The organism is Brevirhabdus pacifica (genome assembly GCF_002797755.1).
In the GTDB taxonomy this organism is placed as follows: Bacteria; Pseudomonadota; Alphaproteobacteria; order Rhodobacterales; family Rhodobacteraceae; genus Brevirhabdus; species Brevirhabdus pacifica.
This window is the reverse complement of record NZ_PGFI01000012.1, coordinates 267,915-283,853: the sequence shown is the minus strand read 5'-3', so window position 1 is coordinate 283,853 and position 15,939 is coordinate 267,915. Positions and strand designations below refer to the sequence as shown.

15 protein-coding genes, 3 tRNA genes and 1 pseudogene are annotated in these 15,939 nt (G+C 67.2%); 8 read left to right on the top strand and 11 right to left on the bottom strand.

Annotation, left to right across the window (positions count from 1 at the left end; all coding sequences use genetic code 11):
- Nucleotides 1-65 precede the first annotated feature (65 nt).
- On the top strand, nt 66-3,656 hold the full coding sequence (gene putA / locus CLV77_RS10825; protein ID WP_083707835.1) for a bifunctional proline dehydrogenase/L-glutamate gamma-semialdehyde dehydrogenase PutA: 3,591 nt from the start codon (nt 66-68) through the stop codon (nt 3,654-3,656).
- Between the two features lie 243 nt (nt 3,657-3,899).
- Nucleotides 3,900-4,292, top strand: coding sequence for a hypothetical protein (locus tag CLV77_RS10820; protein WP_076980549.1), 393 nt, complete (start codon nt 3,900-3,902; stop codon nt 4,290-4,292).
- A gap of 35 nt (nt 4,293-4,327) precedes the next feature.
- Here the strand turns inward: CLV77_RS10820 and CLV77_RS10815 are convergent, their stop codons facing one another.
- The 3 genes from CLV77_RS10815 to CLV77_RS16375 all read right to left on the bottom strand — a co-directional run bounded on the left by CLV77_RS10815 (nt 4,328) and on the right by CLV77_RS16375 (nt 6,517).
- Nucleotides 4,328-5,620: a PQQ-dependent sugar dehydrogenase gene (locus tag CLV77_RS10815; protein ID WP_076980550.1), complete on the bottom strand. Its 1,293-nt coding sequence runs from the start codon at nt 5,618-5,620 to the stop codon at nt 4,328-4,330.
- A gap of 188 nt (nt 5,621-5,808) precedes the next feature.
- Complete coding sequence (locus CLV77_RS10810) at nt 5,809-6,177, bottom strand: c-type cytochrome (protein ID WP_083707836.1); 369 nt, start codon at nt 6,175-6,177, stop codon at nt 5,809-5,811.
- Nucleotides 6,178-6,433: 256 nt separating this feature from the next.
- Nucleotides 6,434-6,517, bottom strand: a tRNA-Tyr gene (locus CLV77_RS16375).
- 204 nt (nt 6,518-6,721) lie between these two features.
- On the opposite strand from CLV77_RS16375, the gene rlmB reads away from it, so the two are divergent.
- Nucleotides 6,722-7,522 carry a 23S rRNA (guanosine(2251)-2'-O)-methyltransferase RlmB gene (gene rlmB / locus CLV77_RS10805; RefSeq protein ID WP_076980552.1) on the top strand — a complete coding sequence of 267 codons (801 nt, stop codon included), beginning with the start codon at nt 6,722-6,724 and terminating at the stop codon, nt 7,520-7,522.
- Nucleotides 7,523-7,758: 236 nt separating this feature from the next.
- Nucleotides 7,759-8,217, top strand: a complete 459-nt coding sequence (locus CLV77_RS10800) for a CoA-binding protein (protein ID WP_083707837.1) — start codon at nt 7,759-7,761, stop codon at nt 8,215-8,217.
- A gap of 27 nt (nt 8,218-8,244) precedes the next feature.
- On the opposite strand, the gene CLV77_RS10795 is transcribed toward CLV77_RS10800, so the two are convergent.
- Nucleotides 8,245-8,604, bottom strand: coding sequence for a phosphoribosyl-ATP diphosphatase (locus tag CLV77_RS10795; RefSeq protein WP_076980553.1), 360 nt, complete (start codon nt 8,602-8,604; stop codon nt 8,245-8,247).
- A 65-nt stretch (nt 8,605-8,669) separates the two neighbouring features.
- Nucleotides 8,670-9,422: pseudogene (hisF, locus tag CLV77_RS10790) on the bottom strand (imidazole glycerol phosphate synthase subunit HisF); the annotation flags it as partial.
- A gap of 204 nt (nt 9,423-9,626) precedes the next feature.
- On the opposite strand from hisF, the gene CLV77_RS10785 reads away from it, so the two are divergent.
- Entirely contained in the window at nt 9,627-10,103 is a 477-nt protein-coding gene (locus tag CLV77_RS10785; protein ID WP_076981180.1) for a DUF302 domain-containing protein, read from the top strand.
- 88 nt (nt 10,104-10,191) lie between these two features.
- Here CLV77_RS10785 and hisA read toward each other — a convergent pair whose 3' ends face one another.
- Complete coding sequence (gene hisA, locus CLV77_RS10780) at nt 10,192-10,911, bottom strand: 1-(5-phosphoribosyl)-5-[(5-phosphoribosylamino)methylideneamino]imidazole-4-carboxamide isomerase (protein WP_076980554.1); 720 nt, start codon at nt 10,909-10,911, stop codon at nt 10,192-10,194.
- 179 nt (nt 10,912-11,090) lie between these two features.
- Here hisA and CLV77_RS10770 point away from each other — a divergent pair, with 179 nt between their 5' ends.
- Nucleotides 11,091-11,492, top strand: coding sequence for a DUF2147 domain-containing protein (locus CLV77_RS10770; RefSeq protein WP_076980556.1), 402 nt, complete (start codon nt 11,091-11,093; stop codon nt 11,490-11,492).
- Between the two features lie 83 nt (nt 11,493-11,575).
- Here the strand turns inward: CLV77_RS10770 and hisH are convergent, their stop codons facing one another.
- Nucleotides 11,576-12,217, bottom strand: coding sequence for an imidazole glycerol phosphate synthase subunit HisH (hisH, locus tag CLV77_RS10765; RefSeq protein WP_076980557.1), 642 nt, complete (start codon nt 12,215-12,217; stop codon nt 11,576-11,578).
- A 1-nt stretch (nt 12,218) separates the two neighbouring features.
- Nucleotides 12,219-12,806, bottom strand: coding sequence for an imidazoleglycerol-phosphate dehydratase HisB (hisB, locus tag CLV77_RS10760; protein WP_076980558.1), 588 nt, complete (start codon nt 12,804-12,806; stop codon nt 12,219-12,221).
- A 408-nt stretch (nt 12,807-13,214) separates the two neighbouring features.
- Between hisB and CLV77_RS10755 the strand changes: the two genes are divergently transcribed.
- Nucleotides 13,215-14,093 (top strand): hypothetical protein, encoded by an 879-nt coding sequence (locus tag CLV77_RS10755; RefSeq protein ID WP_076980559.1) that lies wholly within the window; start codon nt 13,215-13,217, stop codon nt 14,091-14,093.
- 160 nt (nt 14,094-14,253) lie between these two features.
- Here the strand turns inward: CLV77_RS10755 and CLV77_RS10750 are convergent.
- A tRNA-Gly gene (locus tag CLV77_RS10750) sits at nt 14,254-14,328 on the bottom strand.
- A gap of 159 nt (nt 14,329-14,487) precedes the next feature.
- Nucleotides 14,488-14,562, bottom strand: a tRNA-Gly gene (locus tag CLV77_RS10745).
- Nucleotides 14,563-14,786: 224 nt separating this feature from the next.
- Between CLV77_RS10745 and CLV77_RS10740 the strand changes: the two genes are divergently transcribed.
- On the top strand, nt 14,787-15,089 hold the full coding sequence (locus CLV77_RS10740) for an SHOCT domain-containing protein (RefSeq protein ID WP_076981181.1): 303 nt from the start codon (nt 14,787-14,789) through the stop codon (nt 15,087-15,089).
- A 73-nt stretch (nt 15,090-15,162) separates the two neighbouring features.
- Here CLV77_RS10740 and CLV77_RS10735 read toward each other — a convergent pair whose 3' ends face one another.
- Nucleotides 15,163-15,900, bottom strand: coding sequence for a TerC family protein (locus CLV77_RS10735; RefSeq protein ID WP_076980560.1), 738 nt, complete (start codon nt 15,898-15,900; stop codon nt 15,163-15,165).
- Nucleotides 15,901-15,939 lie beyond the last annotated feature (39 nt).

The following is a 15,939-nucleotide window of genomic DNA, read 5'->3' as shown; positions in this document are numbered from 1 at the left end:
ATTGGACCGTCTGCCACCAGAATCCTACCTATATTGCCAAGGGTAACCGGATCGGAGTTCAGGCCATGATCGCACCTCACCCCGCAGAGACCCCCGAAGCCTCGCCCCCCGTGGCTGCCGCCGCGCCACAGGGCGCGGGCCCGTCGACCCCGGCGCCCGTGGCGACGCCGCCCTCGCTGGCCGAGCTGCGGCGCACCCTCCGGCGCCTGCATCTTGAACCACAGGAGGCGGCGATTGAGCGATTGCTGTCCCGCGACCGTCCCGACGCGGCCCTGCGCGCCCGGGTCCGCGACCGTGCGCAAACCCTGGTCGAGGAGATCCGCGCCGACGCCGCCCCGGGGCTGATGGAGGTGTTTTTGGCCGAATACGGCCTTTCCACCGATGAGGGGATCGCCCTGATGTGCCTGGCCGAGGCGCTTCTGCGCGTGCCCGACGCCGAGACGCTGGATGCCCTGATCGAGGACAAGATCGCGCCCTCGGAATGGGGCGCACATCTGGGGCGCTCCAGCTCCTCGCTGGTCAACGCCTCGACCTGGGCGCTGATGCTGACGGGCAAGGTGCTGCGTGACGGGACCGGCGTGGCCTCGGTCCTGCGCGGGGCCGTGCGCCGATTGGGAGAGCCCGTGATCCGCGTCGCCGTCCAGCGGGCGATGAAGGAAATGGGGCGCCAGTTCGTCCTGGGCCAGACAATCGAGGAAGCGGTCGCGCGGGGCGCACGCCGCCGCAGCCAGGGCTATACCCATTCGTATGACATGCTGGGCGAGGCCGCGATTACCGCCGAGGACGCAAGCAGCTACCATCGGGCCTATGCCGGGGCGATCCGTTATCTGTCCTCCCTGCCGGACGCGGGCGGCGACATCCGCAGCCGGCCGGGCATCTCGGTCAAGCTTTCGGCCCTGCACCCGCGCTACGAGCATACCCAGAAGGACCGGGTGATGGCCGAGCTGGCCCCCCGTCTGCTGGAGCTCGCGCTGATGGCACGCGAGGGCGGGATGGGCCTGAACATCGACGCCGAGGAGGCCGACAGGCTGGAGCTGTCGCTGGACGTGATCGAGGCCGTGCTGGCCGATCCGCGCCTGGCCGGCTGGGACGGGTTCGGCGTGGTGGTGCAGGCCTACGGGCAGCGCGCGCCCGCCGTCATCGACTGGCTGCACGCGCTGGCGCAGAAGCTGGACCGGCGCATCATGGTGCGGCTGGTCAAGGGCGCCTATTGGGATAGCGAGATCAAGCGCGCCCAGGTCGAGGGCACGGCGGGCTTTCCGGTCTTCACCACCAAGCCCGCGACCGACGTCTCCTACATCCTGTGCGCGCGAAAGCTGCTGAGGATGACCGACCGGATCTACCCGCAATTCGCCACCCATAACGCCCATTCGGTCGCCATGATCCTTGAGACGGGGGCCGATCCCGCGAGTTACGAATTCCAGCGCCTGCACGGCATGGGCGAGGCGCTGCACGACCTGGTGATGCGCCGCCACGGCACCAACTGCCGGATCTATGCGCCGGTGGGGGCCCATCGGGACCTTCTGGCCTATCTGGTCCGGCGGTTGCTGGAGAATGGCGCCAACAGCTCCTTCGTGAACCAGATCGTCAACGCCGAGGTGCCCGCCGCCGAGATCGCCGCCGATCCCTTCGACCGGCTGGAGGACGTTGCGCCAATCACGGCCTTGCGCCTGCCGCGCGACCTTTTCCGGCCCGAGCGGACCAACTCCGCCGGCTGGGACCTGCACAGCCCCGCCGAGCTCGAGCGGCTGGAGGCAATGCGCGCACCTTTCGCCGCGCCCCATCGCTGGCACGGCGGTCCCCTGCTGGCCGATGAGGCCGGCGGCGCCACCGGCGAGGAACAGCGCCTCAAGAACCCCGCCGCCCCGGATGAGGAGGTGGGGCGCACCCGCCTGGCAAGCCCGGACCAGACCCGCGCGGCCCTTGCCGCGGCCGCCCCCTGGCGGGCCGATGGGGCGGAGCGGGCCGCGATCCTGACCCATGCCGCCGACCTATTTGAACAATCGACCGGGGAGATCCTTGCCCTGCTGACCCGCGAGGCCGGCAAGACCCTTGCCGACGGCATTGCCGAGCTGCGCGAGGCGGTGGATTTCCTGCGCTATTACGCGGCCCGGATCGAGGATCTGGAGGCCCCGGCGCGGGGTGTCTTCACCTGCATCTCGCCCTGGAACTTTCCGCTGGCCATCTTCACCGGGCAGATCGCGGCGGCGCTGGCCGCGGGCAACGCCGTCCTCGCCAAACCGGCCGAGGCAACGCCCCTGATCGCGCACCTGGCGGTGGGCTTGCTGCACCGGGCTGGGGTGCCGCGCGCCGCGCTGCAATTTCTTCCCGGACCGGGGGGAGAGGTCGGCGCCGCCTTGACCGGGTCTCCGGCCGTGGGGGGCGTGTGCTTCACCGGCTCCACCGCGACCGCCCGCACCATCCACCGGGCGATGGCCGGCACCATGGCCCCCGAAGCCCCCCTGATCGCCGAGACCGGCGGGCTGAACGCAATGATCGTCGATAGCACGGCCCTGCCGCAGCAAGCGGTGCGCGACATCGTCATCTCGGCCTTCCAGTCGGCCGGGCAGCGGTGCTCGGCGCTGCGGATGCTCTATGTCCAGAAGGACGTGGAAGAGGGGTTCCTGAAGATGCTGACCGGCGCCATGGCCGAGCTGCGCCTGGGCGATCCCTGGGAGCCGGCGACCGACGTGGGCCCCGTCATCGACGCCGCCGCGCGCCAGGACATCGACGCCCATGTCGCCCAGGCCCAGGCCCCGGGGCAGGTGCTGTGGCAGGGCCGGATCCCCGAGGATGGGCATTTCGTGGCCCCCACGCTTATTCGCCTGCCGGGCATCGCCGCGCTGGAGCGCGAGGTCTTCGGCCCGATCCTGCATGTGGCAAGCTTCGAGGCCGCCGACCTCGACCGCGTGGTCGAGGAGATCAACGCCACCGGCTATGGCCTGACCTTCGGCATCCACAGCCGGATCGACGACCGGGTGCAGACCGTGGCCAAGCGCATCGCGGCGGGCAATGTCTACGTGAATCGCAACCAGATCGGGGCGATCGTCGGCTCCCAGCCCTTCGGGGGCGAGGGGCTGTCGGGAACCGGTCCAAAGGCGGGCGGACCCCACTACCTGCCGCGGTTCACCCGTGCCGAGGGGCGGGTGGCACCCGCGCCCCGAGGGGCGGGCGCCGCCGATCCCTCAGCGGTGCAGCGCCTTCTGGAGGGCCTGCGCCACACGCCGCGCGGGGTGCTGTCGGTGACCGACCTGCCGGGGCCGACGGGCGAATCCAACCGCCTGACGCGGCTGGGACGGGGGGTGATCCTGTGCCTTGGCCCCGATGCGGACTCGGCCCGCGCCCAGGCCGTGCAGGCCCGCGAGGCGGGCTGTCACCCGGTGATGGTTGCCCCCGGCGCCCGGGGCGCCGACGCGGTCGATGGAGAGCTGGACGCCGAGGCGCTGATCGGTTTGCGTCACTTGGACGGCGTGGCCTGCTGGGGTGACGAGGACCGTTTGCGCAGCCTGCGCGAGGCACTGGCGCAACGTGAAGGGGCAATCGTGCCGCTGATGAGCCAGGCCGACATCATCCCCGGCTGCCTGGTCGAACGTCACGTCTGCGTCGACACCACCGCCGCCGGCGGCAACGCGAGCCTTCTGGCCGCTGCCGGCTGAGACCGGTCAGAGGGGCACGTTCAGTCGAGCGTGCCCCAAGGGTCCCGGGTGGGCGACCCCGGACCGGGCACCATTCGGCATGACTGGCTTTGGCAGCACGTGCGATGGGCGGAAAGTTATAGTTCGCTGTGTCAAACCCGAACGTCCGAACTTCCCTCAGTGGACCTGGCTGCTGAAGAGAGCCCCATCAGATTTTGCCAGCAGGCCGGGTTTCGTGGATAGTGCATGCCTGTCCAAAGGAGCATGCTGGTGCGCCCGACCCTACCACTCATCCTCGTCGCCGCGATCATGGTGCCGAGCATCAGTGCCGCCGACACCAAGGCGGCGAGCTTGCGTGCGAGGTCGGGCACCTTCGACGCATATGGGACGGTTGCCTGTGCACAGGAAGTCGGAGAAGCCCGCGGCACCTGCAACGCAGCGGTAGCCCGCTTCGCCGATGCGGCAGTGGCCAAGGTGACTTTTGCAAACGGCTTTTCGAGATTGCTGATCTTCTCGGACCGGAAATTCATGCGCGGTAATTCAACCATGTCCGGTGTCGGCACCGACGTCGAGTGGCAGCTTTCCGAGGAGATATACTATGTCCGGGTCGACGATCAGCGCTTCGAACTTCCCGAAGGGCTGATCTTCGGAGAGTGAGCCGCGCGAAGGTGTCGCGCGGCCCGTTTTTTGTATCAGCTGCCCGGGGTCAGCTTGTAGATCGTGCCCTCGTCGATCGCGGTGTAGAGGCTGCCATCGGGCCCCATCACCACCGAGCGAAAGCGGCCCGGCTCCATCGGCAAGGTCATCTCTGTCACGTCCTCGACATCGGTGTTCTCGTCGTTGAACTGGATGACGTCGATCCTCTGACCGATCGGCGTGCCGCCGAAGCCAATGCCCATGATGCCCACGACCATCGCACCGTTCCAGTCGCCCCATTGCTCGCCTTCAAGAAAGGCGGCCGAGGAGGTCCCTTGTGACCAGCCATTGTTGTTCCAGATGGGCGGCATGGCGTCGGGATAGGTGTCGAAGTCAGTCATCGGCATGTAGGCCGCCCGCTCGTAGCGGTTCATGCCCTCTTCCTGGTTGGGGCTGTAGCCGCAGTAGTTGTCCGGGCAGTCGCCGCGCCCGGCCATGTTCGGCCGCGGATCCCATCCGGCGTTGCCGCCATTCCGAAGGATGGTGATCTCGTCCGAATGCCATGGCCCGTGCTCGGCGGTGATCGCCGCACCGGTCTTCGGATGAAACGCGATACCCTGAACGTTGCGGTGCCCGTACGTATAGGTCCGCTTGTCGAAGCCTTCCGGCGGCGCGTTCTCAGGATGCGCGTTTCCGTCGGTATCGATGCGTATGACCTTGGAGCCCATCATCGTCGGGCTTTGAGGCACCTCACCATTATGGTTATCGCCCGTTGTGAGGTACAACGCACCGTCCGGACCAAACCGGACACGGCCACCGTTATGCGCGCCCGGGCCGCCGAACGGGTGGTCGGATGCCGCCATCTTGTAGGGCACGTCGTCCACGATGTCCGTGCGGTCGGCGACCGAGGTGAAATCCTCGGCCAAGGTGAACCGCATGAGCCGGTTTGTATGCGGATCCGACATGTTGGATGTCGAGTAGACATAGATGCGGCGGTTGTTGGCAAACTCCGGATCGAAGGCGACGCCCATCATGCCGGCCTGTCCTTCGCAGAACAGATCGGCACCGTTTGACCCGTAGCCTTCCGTTTCGCCAACGCCGTAGAGCGCATTGATCGCACCGTCGGGCATGCGGATCGACAGTCCTTTGCATTTCTCGGTGAACAGCATGGTGCCGTCATCGAGGAACGCCATGTCCCACGGGTTCTCTAGATCGTCCAGGACGACCTCATGTTGCAGGCTTGTGGTGTTCATACCGCTCTGCGCGAGCACCGGAGATGACAGGATGGCAGTTCCGGCAAGCAGGCACCCGACCAGCGGCAGTCTTGAATGAGACTTGTTCCAGTTCATGATTTTCCTCCCAATAATTTGCCCCGAGATCGATCGCGAAACCGCCCGATATCTCGTCTTGGGTGAGGATAATCCTGGGCCGCTTTGTCGTCCCGTGAACAAGGTCTCCACGGTAAGTCTCGGGACCTGTTTCGGTCAACGGGTTTCGCATGGGGCGCCGCCGAACCCCGATCGCTGCCCGCAGTGCGCTATTTGTCGAACGCGGTGGCGACGTAGACCGAAAGGTTGGCGATATCCTCGTCGGACAGCTTTTTGGCCTGCTGGATCATCAGAATGGAATTTGGCCCAAACTTCTCGCCTGCCCGGTAGCGCTCAAGCTTGTCGGCCATATACTCGGGTTCCAGATCGTTGATCTTGGGGTAGCTCGCAGCACCCTGAGCCTTGTTGCCATGGCATCCGCGGCACGACTTCTGGAAGATCTTCTTGGCTGCCTCAATATCCACTTCATGCGCCGGCATGGCCGTGTCGGGCGCATCGGAGGCGTCAGCATAGCTCCCGGCCCATACCGCTGAACTACACAGGACCAGGGACGCGCTCAGAACAAAATTTCTTATCATGTTCGTTCTCTCCTCTGAACGGTTTGACAAGTCCTCTTGTAGACCTTCCTTGCTGTGCCTCCAAGTTGCCGCGCGTGGCGATCCGCGACGAGTGGCGGCTTCGGCTTGGTGACATTCCCCTCGGTTTCGGCCTGCGGAAGTCAAAAATGCCCTGCCGGCTGGGGGCTTAGGTTGGATGCGCTTTGCGTGTCTGATGTCGCACTATATTGGCGCGTCAGAGCAAAACGTCGCGTAATTTGCTGATAAGAGGGGGGGATGGTGGGCGACCCTGGAATCGAACCAGGCGTGGGTCTCCCCGGCGGAGTTACAGTCCGCTGCCGCACCTTGCAGCCCGTCGCCCGCAGACCGGGAAGCCCCGGTCAGCACGGCGGAAATACCGTTGCACCCGGCGACCGTCAACCGAAAAACCGGCCCCTTCGGCGGGTTTTTCCCGCCCTCCGGCGGCGGGTGGGCCGGGGGCGGGCCAAAGCTGCGCCCTTGCGGCACCGGGCGCGGCGTGGCACAGCAGCCCAACCGCCGCAGCCACCGTCGCAGGGGACGCAACATGACCGCGAGATCAGGAAAGAAACCCACCTGGGTCGTCGACAAGGAGCGTGCGCGCAAGGCCAGCGCCGCCGAGACCGTGTGGCTGTTCGGCCTGCACGCGGTGCGCGACGCGTTGATGAATCCCGCCCGCCAGCGCCTGCGCCTGATCGTGACCAAGAACGCCGCCGACAAGCTGGCCGATGCGATCGCCGCCTCGGGGATCGAGCCCGAGATGGTCGACCCGCGCAAGTTCAACGCCCCCATCGACCGCGAGTCGGTGCACCAGGGCGCCGCGCTTGAGGTCAAGCCGCTGGATTGGGGCGGGCTGGATGCCGTGGCCACCCGCGCCGACGGGCCGCAGGGCGCGCCGCGCCTGATCTGCCTCGACCGCGTGACCGATCCGCACAACGTCGGCGCGATCCTGCGCTCGGCCGAGGTGCTGGGCGCGCTGGGCGTCGTCGCCCCCGCCCGCCACTCGGCCCCCGAGACCGGGGCGCTGGCCAAGACCGCCTCGGGCGCGCTGGAGCGGATGCCTTACCTGCGGGTGCGCAACCTGGCGGACGCGATGGTGAGCCTGCGCGAGATGGGCTACCTGCTGCTGGGTCTGGATGGCGAGGCCGACCAGACCATCGAGACCGCGCTTGAGGGGCAGGCCGACCGGCCCGTCGCGCTGGTGCTGGGGGCCGAGGGCCCGGGTCTGCGCGAGCGGACCAAGGAGACCTGCGACCAGCTGGTACGGATCGATGCGGCGGGCAGCTTCGGCTCGCTCAACGTATCGAACGCGGCGGCGGTGGCCCTTTACGCCAGCCGCAGGGGCTGAACCGCCCGATCCCCGGCACTTCACGATTTGATGAAGGGCTTTGCACCTGCGACAACCCGTCCCCATCTTGAATGCATGGGTGCGATCGGAACCTCGCGCCCAACTGTACTGTCCCTCGTTCCATAACTTGCGCCCGGCTCATGGTCCGGGCGCATTTTTCTTTTCCCCGATCCGTTCTTCCGTGCCCGTTTGCGATACGGCTTGCGCAGCCCCGAAGGCGGGCTAGATTTCGGGCCATGAACATGACCGATCCCAACCCCGCACCCGTTCCCGCACCCGATGACGCCACCCTGCGCCGGATCTTCGACGAGGCGCGCGTCTTCGCCTGTGTCGGCGCCTCGGCCAATCCGGCGCGGCCCAGCCATTACGTGTCGCAATTCCTGGTCGACAAGGGTTACCGGGTGATCCCGGTCAATCCGGGCCTTGCCGGGCAAACCCTCTTTGGCGAGACGGTGCGTGCCGATCTGGCCGCCATAGACGAGGCTGTGGATGTGATCGATGTCTTCCGCCAGTCGGAGGCGTTGCCCGGTCTGGTCGAGGAGGCGCTGGCGATGGTGCCGCGACCGGCGGTCCTGTGGGCGCAACTCGGCGTCATCCACCCCGGTGCGGCGCGCCGCGCCCATGACGCGGGCATGACCGTGGTCGAGAATCGCTGTCCCAAGATCGAGTATCCGCGCCTTTACGCGAACCGCTGAGGCGCGGGCGGCTTCCCTTCGGGCGCATCAGCCCCGGGGGCGGGCGGCCTTTTCGGCGATGCCGGACGTGCCGGCGCGGCGGGCCAGCTCGTCGGCGATATCGGCAAGATCGACATCGCGGGCGGCACACATCACCAGCAGATGGAAGATCACGTCAGCGGCCTCGGCGGTCAGGTGGGCGCGGTCTCCGCGCACGGCGGCCACCACGGCCTCGACCGCCTCCTCGCCGAATTTCTCAGCGCATTTGTCGGGTCCCTGCGACAGCAGCTTGGCGGTCCAGCTCGTGTCGGGGTCGGCACCCTTGCGGGCGGCGACGGTGCGGGCAAGCTCGGCCAGCGGCGCAAGCCGGACAAGGGGATCAAGGGGATCGGTGGGCTGATCGGTCATCGGATGCTCCTTGCGGCCTCGTCTGCGGGGGCGCGGGGGGCGGCCCCTTCGGCAGGCACGGTCTGGCGGACGGGAATACCGGCCCGGGCCATGTGCGCCTTGGCCTCGGCGATCGTGTGATCCCCGAAATGGAAGATCGAGGCCGCCAGCACCGCAGAGGCGCCGCCCTCGGTCACCCCTTCGACAAGGTGGTCCAGATTGCCGACCCCGCCCGAGGCGATCACCGGCACGCTGACTGCGTCCGACACGGCGCGGGTCAGCGGCAGGTTGAAGCCCGCGCGCGTGCCGTCCCGGTCCATCGAGGTCAGAAGGATTTCGCCCGCGCCCTTGGCCACGACCGTGCAGGCAAACTCGACCGCGTCGATGCCGGTGCCGCGCCGGCCGCCGTGGGTGAAGATCTCCCACTTGCCGGGGCTGACGGTGCGGGCGTCGATGGCGACCACGATGCACTGGCTGCCGAAGCGGTCGGCCGAGCGGGCGACCACGTCGGGGTCGGCCACGGCTGCCGAGTTGAAACTGACCTTGTCGGCCCCTGCCAGCAGCAGGGCGCGCACATCCTCGGGGGTGCGCACGCCGCCGCCGATGGTCAGCGGCATGAAGCACTGCTCGGCGGTGCGGGTGGCCAGATCGTACATCGTGCCCCGGTTCTCGTGGGTGGCGTTGATGTCCAGAAAGCAAAGCTCGTCGGCGCCGGCGGCATCATAGGCGCGCGCGGCCTCCACGGGGTCGCCCGCGTCCACCAGGTCGACGAAGTTGACGCCCTTGACGACACGCCCGTCCTTGACGTCGAGGCAGGGAATGATCCGGGTCTTGAGCATGCGGGCTCCTATCCGTGTCGGGGCGCTGGGGGCGGCGCGGGGCCCCCTCGCGGCCTTTTACGGCCCGGGTGGGGCGGTGACCAGACCAAATGCCGGGGGAACGGGCCGGGTGCGGCCACGTTGACCAAGGCACCGGCATGCCGCCGGGCCCCACAGCAGGAGAATGACATGCCCTTCCCGATCACCCGCCCGATCACCCGCCCGATGACCCGCACGCTTGCCGCCGCGGCGCTTGCCCTTGCCGCCGGCCTGACCGCCACCGCCGGGCCTGCTGCCGCCGGCCTGACCGGGGGCGATTACGAGACGCGCAGCACCGACAAGCCCGTGGCGCAGGTGATGGACGCGCTGGAAAAGGCCGTAAACGAGGCCGGCGCGACCGTCTTCGCCCGCGTCGATCACACCAAGGGCGCCGAGGAGGTTGGCCTTGGCATGCACGAGGCGCAGCTTCTGATCTTCGGCAACCCCAAGCTGGGCACCCCCGCCATGAACGCAGATCCGCTGGCCGGTCTGGTGCTGCCGCTGCGGGTGCTGGTCTACCGCGATCCGGTCTCGGACGAGACCAAGGTCGTTTATGAGGAAGTCGACGAGATGTTCGACGACCTCAAGATCGACGACGACGCGGAATACGTGAAGAAGATGGAAGAGGCGCTGGAGAAGCTGACCGAGAAGGCGGTCGAATAACGCCGGCCGCCAAGGTCGCCGCAAAAGACGGGGCAGGGCAGGCGGTCACCGCCGCCCGGCCCCTCCGTTTTCGACTGCAGACAAGGGGTCAGGCGAGGACGCGCAGCGCCTCGGCCAGGTCCAGCGCCCCGTCGTAAAGCGCCCGACCCGAGATCGCGCCGTCCAGCGGCGCGCCGCTGTCGCGCAGCGCCTTCAGGTCGGCCAGGGACGACACCCCGCCCGAGGCGATCACCGGGATCGAGACCGCATTGGCCAGCGCCGCCGTCTCGGCCACGTTGGGGCCCTGCATGGCGCCATCGCGATTGATGTCGGTATAGATGATCGCGGCAACGCCCGCGTCCTCGAACTGGCGGGCTAGGTCGGTGGCGTCGATCTCGGTCTCCTCGGCCCAGCCGCGGGTCGCGACCTTGCCGTGGCGCGCGTCGATGCCCACGGCAATCCGGCCCGGATGTTTGCGCGCGGCCTCGCGGACCAGCTCGGGGTTCTCGACGGCGACGGTGCCCAGAATCACCCGGCGAATGCCCTTTTCCAGCCAGGCGTCGATCGTCGCCATGTCGCGGATGCCACCGCCCAGCTGCGCCGGCACGTCGACCGCGGCCAGAATCGCCTCGACGGCCTCGGCATTGACGGGCCGCCCCTCGAACGCGCCGTTCAGGTCCACCAGGTGCAGCCATTCGCATCCCGCGTCGACGAAGGCACGGGCCTGGGCGGCGGGGTTGTCGCTGAAGACGGTCGCTTCGTCCATTTCACCCTTGAAAAGACGCACGCACTGGCCGTCCTTGAGGTCGATGGCGGGGTAGAGGATCATGGGGGCAGGCCTTTCGTTTTCCGTGCCGCTCTGTGCCACGCAGGGCGACAAATGGCCAGACGCTGCGTCACGCGGCCGGGTCCTGCGCGCCCGCGCGCAGAGCGACCCCACGTCAGTCTTGCCCGCGGGGCCGCTCGCCGAGCAGACTGTCAGCTATATCGTCAGGGAGGATGATAACAATGCGTAAAGTTCTGAGCCTCGGCGCCCTTGCCGTGATGTTTGCAACCACGACACAGGCGGCCCCTCCGTCGGGCATCTACCAGACCGAGCGCGGCGACACCGGCGGCTTTCTGCACGTGGTGATGGGCCCCTGTGCCAAGGCCCCCGCCAAGGCCTGCGGCACGATCAAGTCGGCCTTCGACAAGAACAACAAGCCGCGAGGTGATTACGAGCATGCGGGCAAGCCCATCGTCTGGGACATGTCCGAGAATTCCGACGGCTCCTTCTCGGGCGGCAAGATCTGGGCCCCCGACCGGGACAAGACCTACCGCTCGAAGATGAGTGTCGACGGCAGCCGGCTGAAAGTGTCGGGCTGCATCGGGCCGATCTGCCGCTCGCAGAGCTGGCAGAAGGTCAAGTAAGGGGCGCGGGGCGGGCAACACCCGCCCCCTGCCTTTGCCTTGCAAGACGCGCCCCCGGCGCGGGGGCGCGGACGGCCCTCCTGTCAGGGGGCCCAGCGCAGGAAATTGGCGATCATCCGCAGCCCGTCGGCCTGGCTTTTCTCGGGGTGGAACTGCATCCCCAGCAGGTTGTCGCGGCCGATGATGGCGGTGATGTCACCGGCATAATCCACGTGGGCGATGCGATGCGCGCCCGGATCTGCCACCGCCATGTGATAGCTGTGCACGAAATAGGCATGCGCCCCCGCGCCAATGCCCTCCAGCACCGGGTGCGGATTGTCGATCACCAGGTCATTCCAGCCCATGTGCGGCACCTTCAGCGACGGGTCCGCCGGCCGGATCGGCACCACCTCGCCCCCGATCCAGTCGAAGCCGGGGGTCTGGCTGTATTCATGGCCGGTGGTGGCCAGCATCTGCATGCCGACGCAGATCCCCAAGAAGGGGCGGGCGCGGGTGATCGCGGCCTCCTCGACCGCCTCGAACAGGCCCGGCACATCCAGCAGGGCGCGGCGACAGGCCGGGAAGGCTCCGTCTCCCGGCAGCACGATGCGGTCGGCGCGGCGCACCACCTCGGGGTCCGAGGTAACGACGACATCGCCGGCATCCACTTCGCGCGCCATCCGTTGGAACGCCTTCTCGGCCGAGTGCAGGTTGCCGCTGTCGTAGTCGATAAGCGCCGTCAGCACGTCAGAGGGCCCCCTTGGTCGAAGGGATCTCGTCGGCCTTGCGCGGGTCGGTTTCGACCGCCTCGCGCAGGGCGCGGGCGACGGATTTGAACGCGGCCTCGGCAATGTGGTGGCTGTTGATCCCGTGCAGCGCGTCGACATGCAGGGTGATGCCGCCGTGGGTCGCCAGCGCCTGGAAGAACTCGCGCACCAGCTCGGTATCGAAGCGGCCGATCTGGGCGGTGGGCAGGGCGACGTTCCACACCAGGAAGGGCCGGCCCGACAGGTCCAGCGCACAGCGCACCAGCGCGTCGTCCATAGGCAACAGGCAGGCGCCGTAGCGGCGGATGCCGCGCTTGTCGCCCAGCGCCTTGCCCAGGGCCTGACCCAGGGCGATGCCGGTATCCTCGACCGTGTGGTGATCGTCGATGTGCAGATCGCCCGTCGCGCGGATCGTCATGTCGATCAGCGAATGCCGCGCCAGCTGGTCCAGCATGTGATCGAAGAATCCGACGCCGGTCTGGTTGTCGTAACGGCCCGAGCCGTCGAGGTCGATCTCGACGGTGATGTCCGTCTCGGCGGTCTTGCGGGTGATCTTGGCGGTCCGCATCAGTCGTCCTTTCGGTGATGTGGGCCGCTTATAGGGCGGTGGGCGTAGGCTTGCCAAGGGCGCCGCGGCAGGGGGCCACCGGGCGTTGCCCGCGCTCCTCTACCCGCGTTGTGGCGGCTTTGGGTCGGAAATCGGGTGGGTTCAGGTTGACCAAGGGGAAGACAATGCGCAGGGGCGCCTTTCGTTCCCGATATATTTAGGGAAACCCGAAGTGATATCAGGGCGTTATCCCGGCAATGAACCGATGCACATTCTGTGGGGCGACGCCGATGAATATGGCGCGTCCCTGTCATCGGAAAGACAGCCCCCTCGGACCATCTGTCCGTGGATCCGACCGGCGCGCAGCGGCCCACACCGCAAGGGGCGCTTGGTCGAACGCTAGCAAACTGTAACGATTGGAGAAGTGCAATGAACCGCAAGTCCCTCAGAACGGCCGCTTTCGCCTCGCTCATGGCCACGGCCGCTACCTTTGCCGTGGCGCCCATGGCCTCGGCCACGGTGCTGGAACTCCCCGATGTCGACAGCACGGTCGTCTTCACCAGTGCCAGCCGTGTCGTCGCGTCCAACCAGCCGATGGAGATCCCCGGCGAGGCCGAGGCCGCCTCGCTCGACGTGTCCAGCCCGCTGCTGGGCCAGGAGGTGCGGACCGCCGACGGTCTGGAGCTTGGCCGCGTCGTCCAGGTTCAACTGATGCCCGACAACGAGCGCAAGCGCGTCATCGTTGACGTGAACCCCAAGCTGGGTCGCGGCAAGGTCGCCTATTTCTACACCGGCCGCATCAGCGACGGGACCGAGCGTCCGCTGGCCGTGAACGCCAATGGCCAGGCCGCCGCCACCGTCAGCGGCCAGACGACCGCGACCGGCACGACGACCGCGACGGGCACGACGACCGCCACGGGCGGGACCACGACCCAGGCTGGCACTCAGGCCGGTACCACGGGCGTATCGGCATCGACCTCCGGGTCGGTTTCCGGCTCTGCCAGCGGCTCGACCTCGGGCAGCACCAGCAGCTCGGACAGCGCAAAAGCTTCGAGCAGCACCTCGGGCAGCGCCTCGGGTTCCAGCAGCGCCAGCGCCTCCTCGTCGGGCAGCGATATGGACATGGATGACGGTGATGACCGGGATGACGACGACGGCAAGTCGAAGTCGAAATCCAAGTCCAAATCCAAGTCGAAATCCAAATCCAACGTGAACGCCGGGGCCGGCAACGGCTCGGAAGACATCGATGGTGATGGCCAGGACGACGATCCGGGTAACTCGGAAGGCAAGAACAACGGCGGCGACTGATCTTTCGCCAAAGCCGCAGTTCACCAAAGGGTCGCGCCGCATGGCGCGGCCCTTTTTCGTGCGCAACGGGAAGGGGAGGAAGGGGGCACGGCACTGCCCGGGGGCATGCAGGCGGCGGCGGGCTTGGCCCGGCGCGCATGCAATCGATGATAGGAAAAATTGGAGCGGGCGAAGAGATTCGAACTCTCGACCCCAACCTTGGCAAGGTTGTGCTCTACCCCTGAGCTACGCCCGCGTCCGTGGGTAAGCGGGTGCTACCCCAAGGCGAGGAAGGCTGCAAGGGGCAATGCGCGTTAGCCCTCTCGCAAGGGGCAGAGCGACATGGGGGAGGGGCAGAAACGCAAAATGGCCGCCCGAGGCGACCATTTGCAAACTGCCATCCGGCAGACCCAATTGGAGCGGGCGAGGCGATTCGAACGCCCGACCCTAACCTTGGCAAGGTTATGCTCTACCCCTGAGCTACGCCCGCTTCCTTGGGTAGGGGGTGAATAATAATCAGGCCCCGGCTTCGCAAGCGAAAAATCACGGCCCGGCGGAAAAAATCCGCGCGCCCCGTGATGTGGCCCGCCAAGCCCCTTCAACGGCGTCTTCCGGCATGCATGCCGCCCAACCCCGGAGTTGAGGCAGGTCAATGAACGGGGCGTCGCAGGGCGGTAGAACCAAGGCGTTACCCGACGAGCGATGGAGGAAATCATGCTGCGTCTTGCGATACCGATACTGTTCGCTGCCGGTCCGGCCCTGGCCGATGCCGGCGAGTATGGCCACATGCGATGGGGGGACGGCTACGGGGTCGGAATGATCTTCGGCCCCGTGATCTGGCTGATCGTGCTGGGTCTGGTGGTGGCCGGGGTGATCTGGCTTGTGCGCCAGACCGAAACACCCGCCGGCGGCCACCGTCCGCCCACGGGCGCGCTGACGGAACTGGACCTGCGCCTGGCGCGGGGCGAGATCGACGGCGATGAATATGCCGCCCGCAAGAAGCTGTTGAACAGCTAGCGGGCGACCACGAAAAAGGGGGGCGCCAGCGGCGCCCCCCTTCGATTGTGCCAAGGTTGCTTTGTGCCGCGGCTCAGGCGCCGGTGGCGGCGCGGGCCTTTTGCTTGCGGCGGCGGCGTTGACGCAGCAGGTTCAGCCCCTCGACCCCGCCGGCAAAGACCATGGCGGCGTAGATGAAGCCCCGCTCGATGTGGAAGCCCATGCCATCGGCCACCAGTGCCATGCCCACCATGACCAGGAAGGCCAGGGCCAGCATCTTGGTCGACGGGTGGGAGGACACGAAGCTCGAGATCGGCTCGGCCGCGGCCATCATCACCAGGATCGCCACGATCACGGCGGCGACCATCACCTCGATATGATCGGCGATGCCGACGGCTGTGATGACGCTGTCCAGCGAGAAAACCAGGTCCAGGATCATGATCTGCGCAATGACGGCCATGAAGGTGCTGGTGACCTTGCGCTTGACCTCTTCCTCGCCCTCGACCTCGTCGAAGATCTCGGTCGCGGCCTTCCAGATCAGGAACAGGCCGCCCGCGATCAGGATGAGGTCCCGCCAGCCCAGGTCGAACCCCATCACGGACATGAAGGGCTCCTTCAGCGACACGATCCAGGCGATCGAGAACAGCAGCAGGATGCGCAGGATCAGCGCCCCGGCAAGCCCGACGATGCGGGCGCGGGCGCGCTGTTCTTCGGGTAGCCTTTCGGCGGCGATGGAAATGAAGATGACGTTGTCCACGCCGAGCACGATCTCGAGGATGGTCAGCGTGAAGAAGGAGGCCCAGACGGCCGGGTCGTTCAAAAGTTCAAGCATGGACAGGTCCTTGGGAATTTGCGGATCAACCACCGGATG

Bases quoted from the DNA above. Each gene is read 5' to 3' on its own strand.
- hisB (WP_076980558.1), bottom strand. From the start codon at position 12,806: ATGCGGACCGCCAAGATCACCCGCAAGACCGCCGAGACGGACATCACC.
- CLV77_RS10785 (WP_076981180.1), top strand. From the start codon at position 9,627: ATGACCCGCACGCTTGCCGCCGCGGCGCTTGCCCTTGCCGCCGGCCTG.
- CLV77_RS10735 (WP_076980560.1), bottom strand. From the start codon at position 15,900: ATGCTTGAACTTTTGAACGACCCGGCCGTCTGGGCCTCCTTCTTCACG.
- hisA (WP_076980554.1), bottom strand. From the start codon at position 10,911: ATGATCCTCTACCCCGCCATCGACCTCAAGGACGGCCAGTGCGTGCGT.
- CLV77_RS10795 (WP_076980553.1), bottom strand. From the start codon at position 8,604: ATGACCGATCAGCCCACCGATCCCCTTGATCCCCTTGTCCGGCTTGCG.
- CLV77_RS10815 (WP_076980550.1), bottom strand. From the start codon at position 5,620: ATGAACTGGAACAAGTCTCATTCAAGACTGCCGCTGGTCGGGTGCCTG.
- rlmB (WP_076980552.1), top strand. From the start codon at position 6,722: ATGACCGCGAGATCAGGAAAGAAACCCACCTGGGTCGTCGACAAGGAG.
- putA (WP_083707835.1), top strand. From the start codon at position 66: ATGATCGCACCTCACCCCGCAGAGACCCCCGAAGCCTCGCCCCCCGTG.
- CLV77_RS10740 (WP_076981181.1), top strand. From the start codon at position 14,787: ATGCTGCGTCTTGCGATACCGATACTGTTCGCTGCCGGTCCGGCCCTG.
- CLV77_RS10820 (WP_076980549.1), top strand. From the start codon at position 3,900: ATGCTGGTGCGCCCGACCCTACCACTCATCCTCGTCGCCGCGATCATG.
- CLV77_RS10755 (WP_076980559.1), top strand. From the start codon at position 13,215: ATGAACCGCAAGTCCCTCAGAACGGCCGCTTTCGCCTCGCTCATGGCC.
- CLV77_RS10770 (WP_076980556.1), top strand. From the start codon at position 11,091: ATGCGTAAAGTTCTGAGCCTCGGCGCCCTTGCCGTGATGTTTGCAACC.
- CLV77_RS10810 (WP_083707836.1), bottom strand. From the start codon at position 6,177: ATGATAAGAAATTTTGTTCTGAGCGCGTCCCTGGTCCTGTGTAGTTCA.
- CLV77_RS10800 (WP_083707837.1), top strand. From the start codon at position 7,759: ATGAACATGACCGATCCCAACCCCGCACCCGTTCCCGCACCCGATGAC.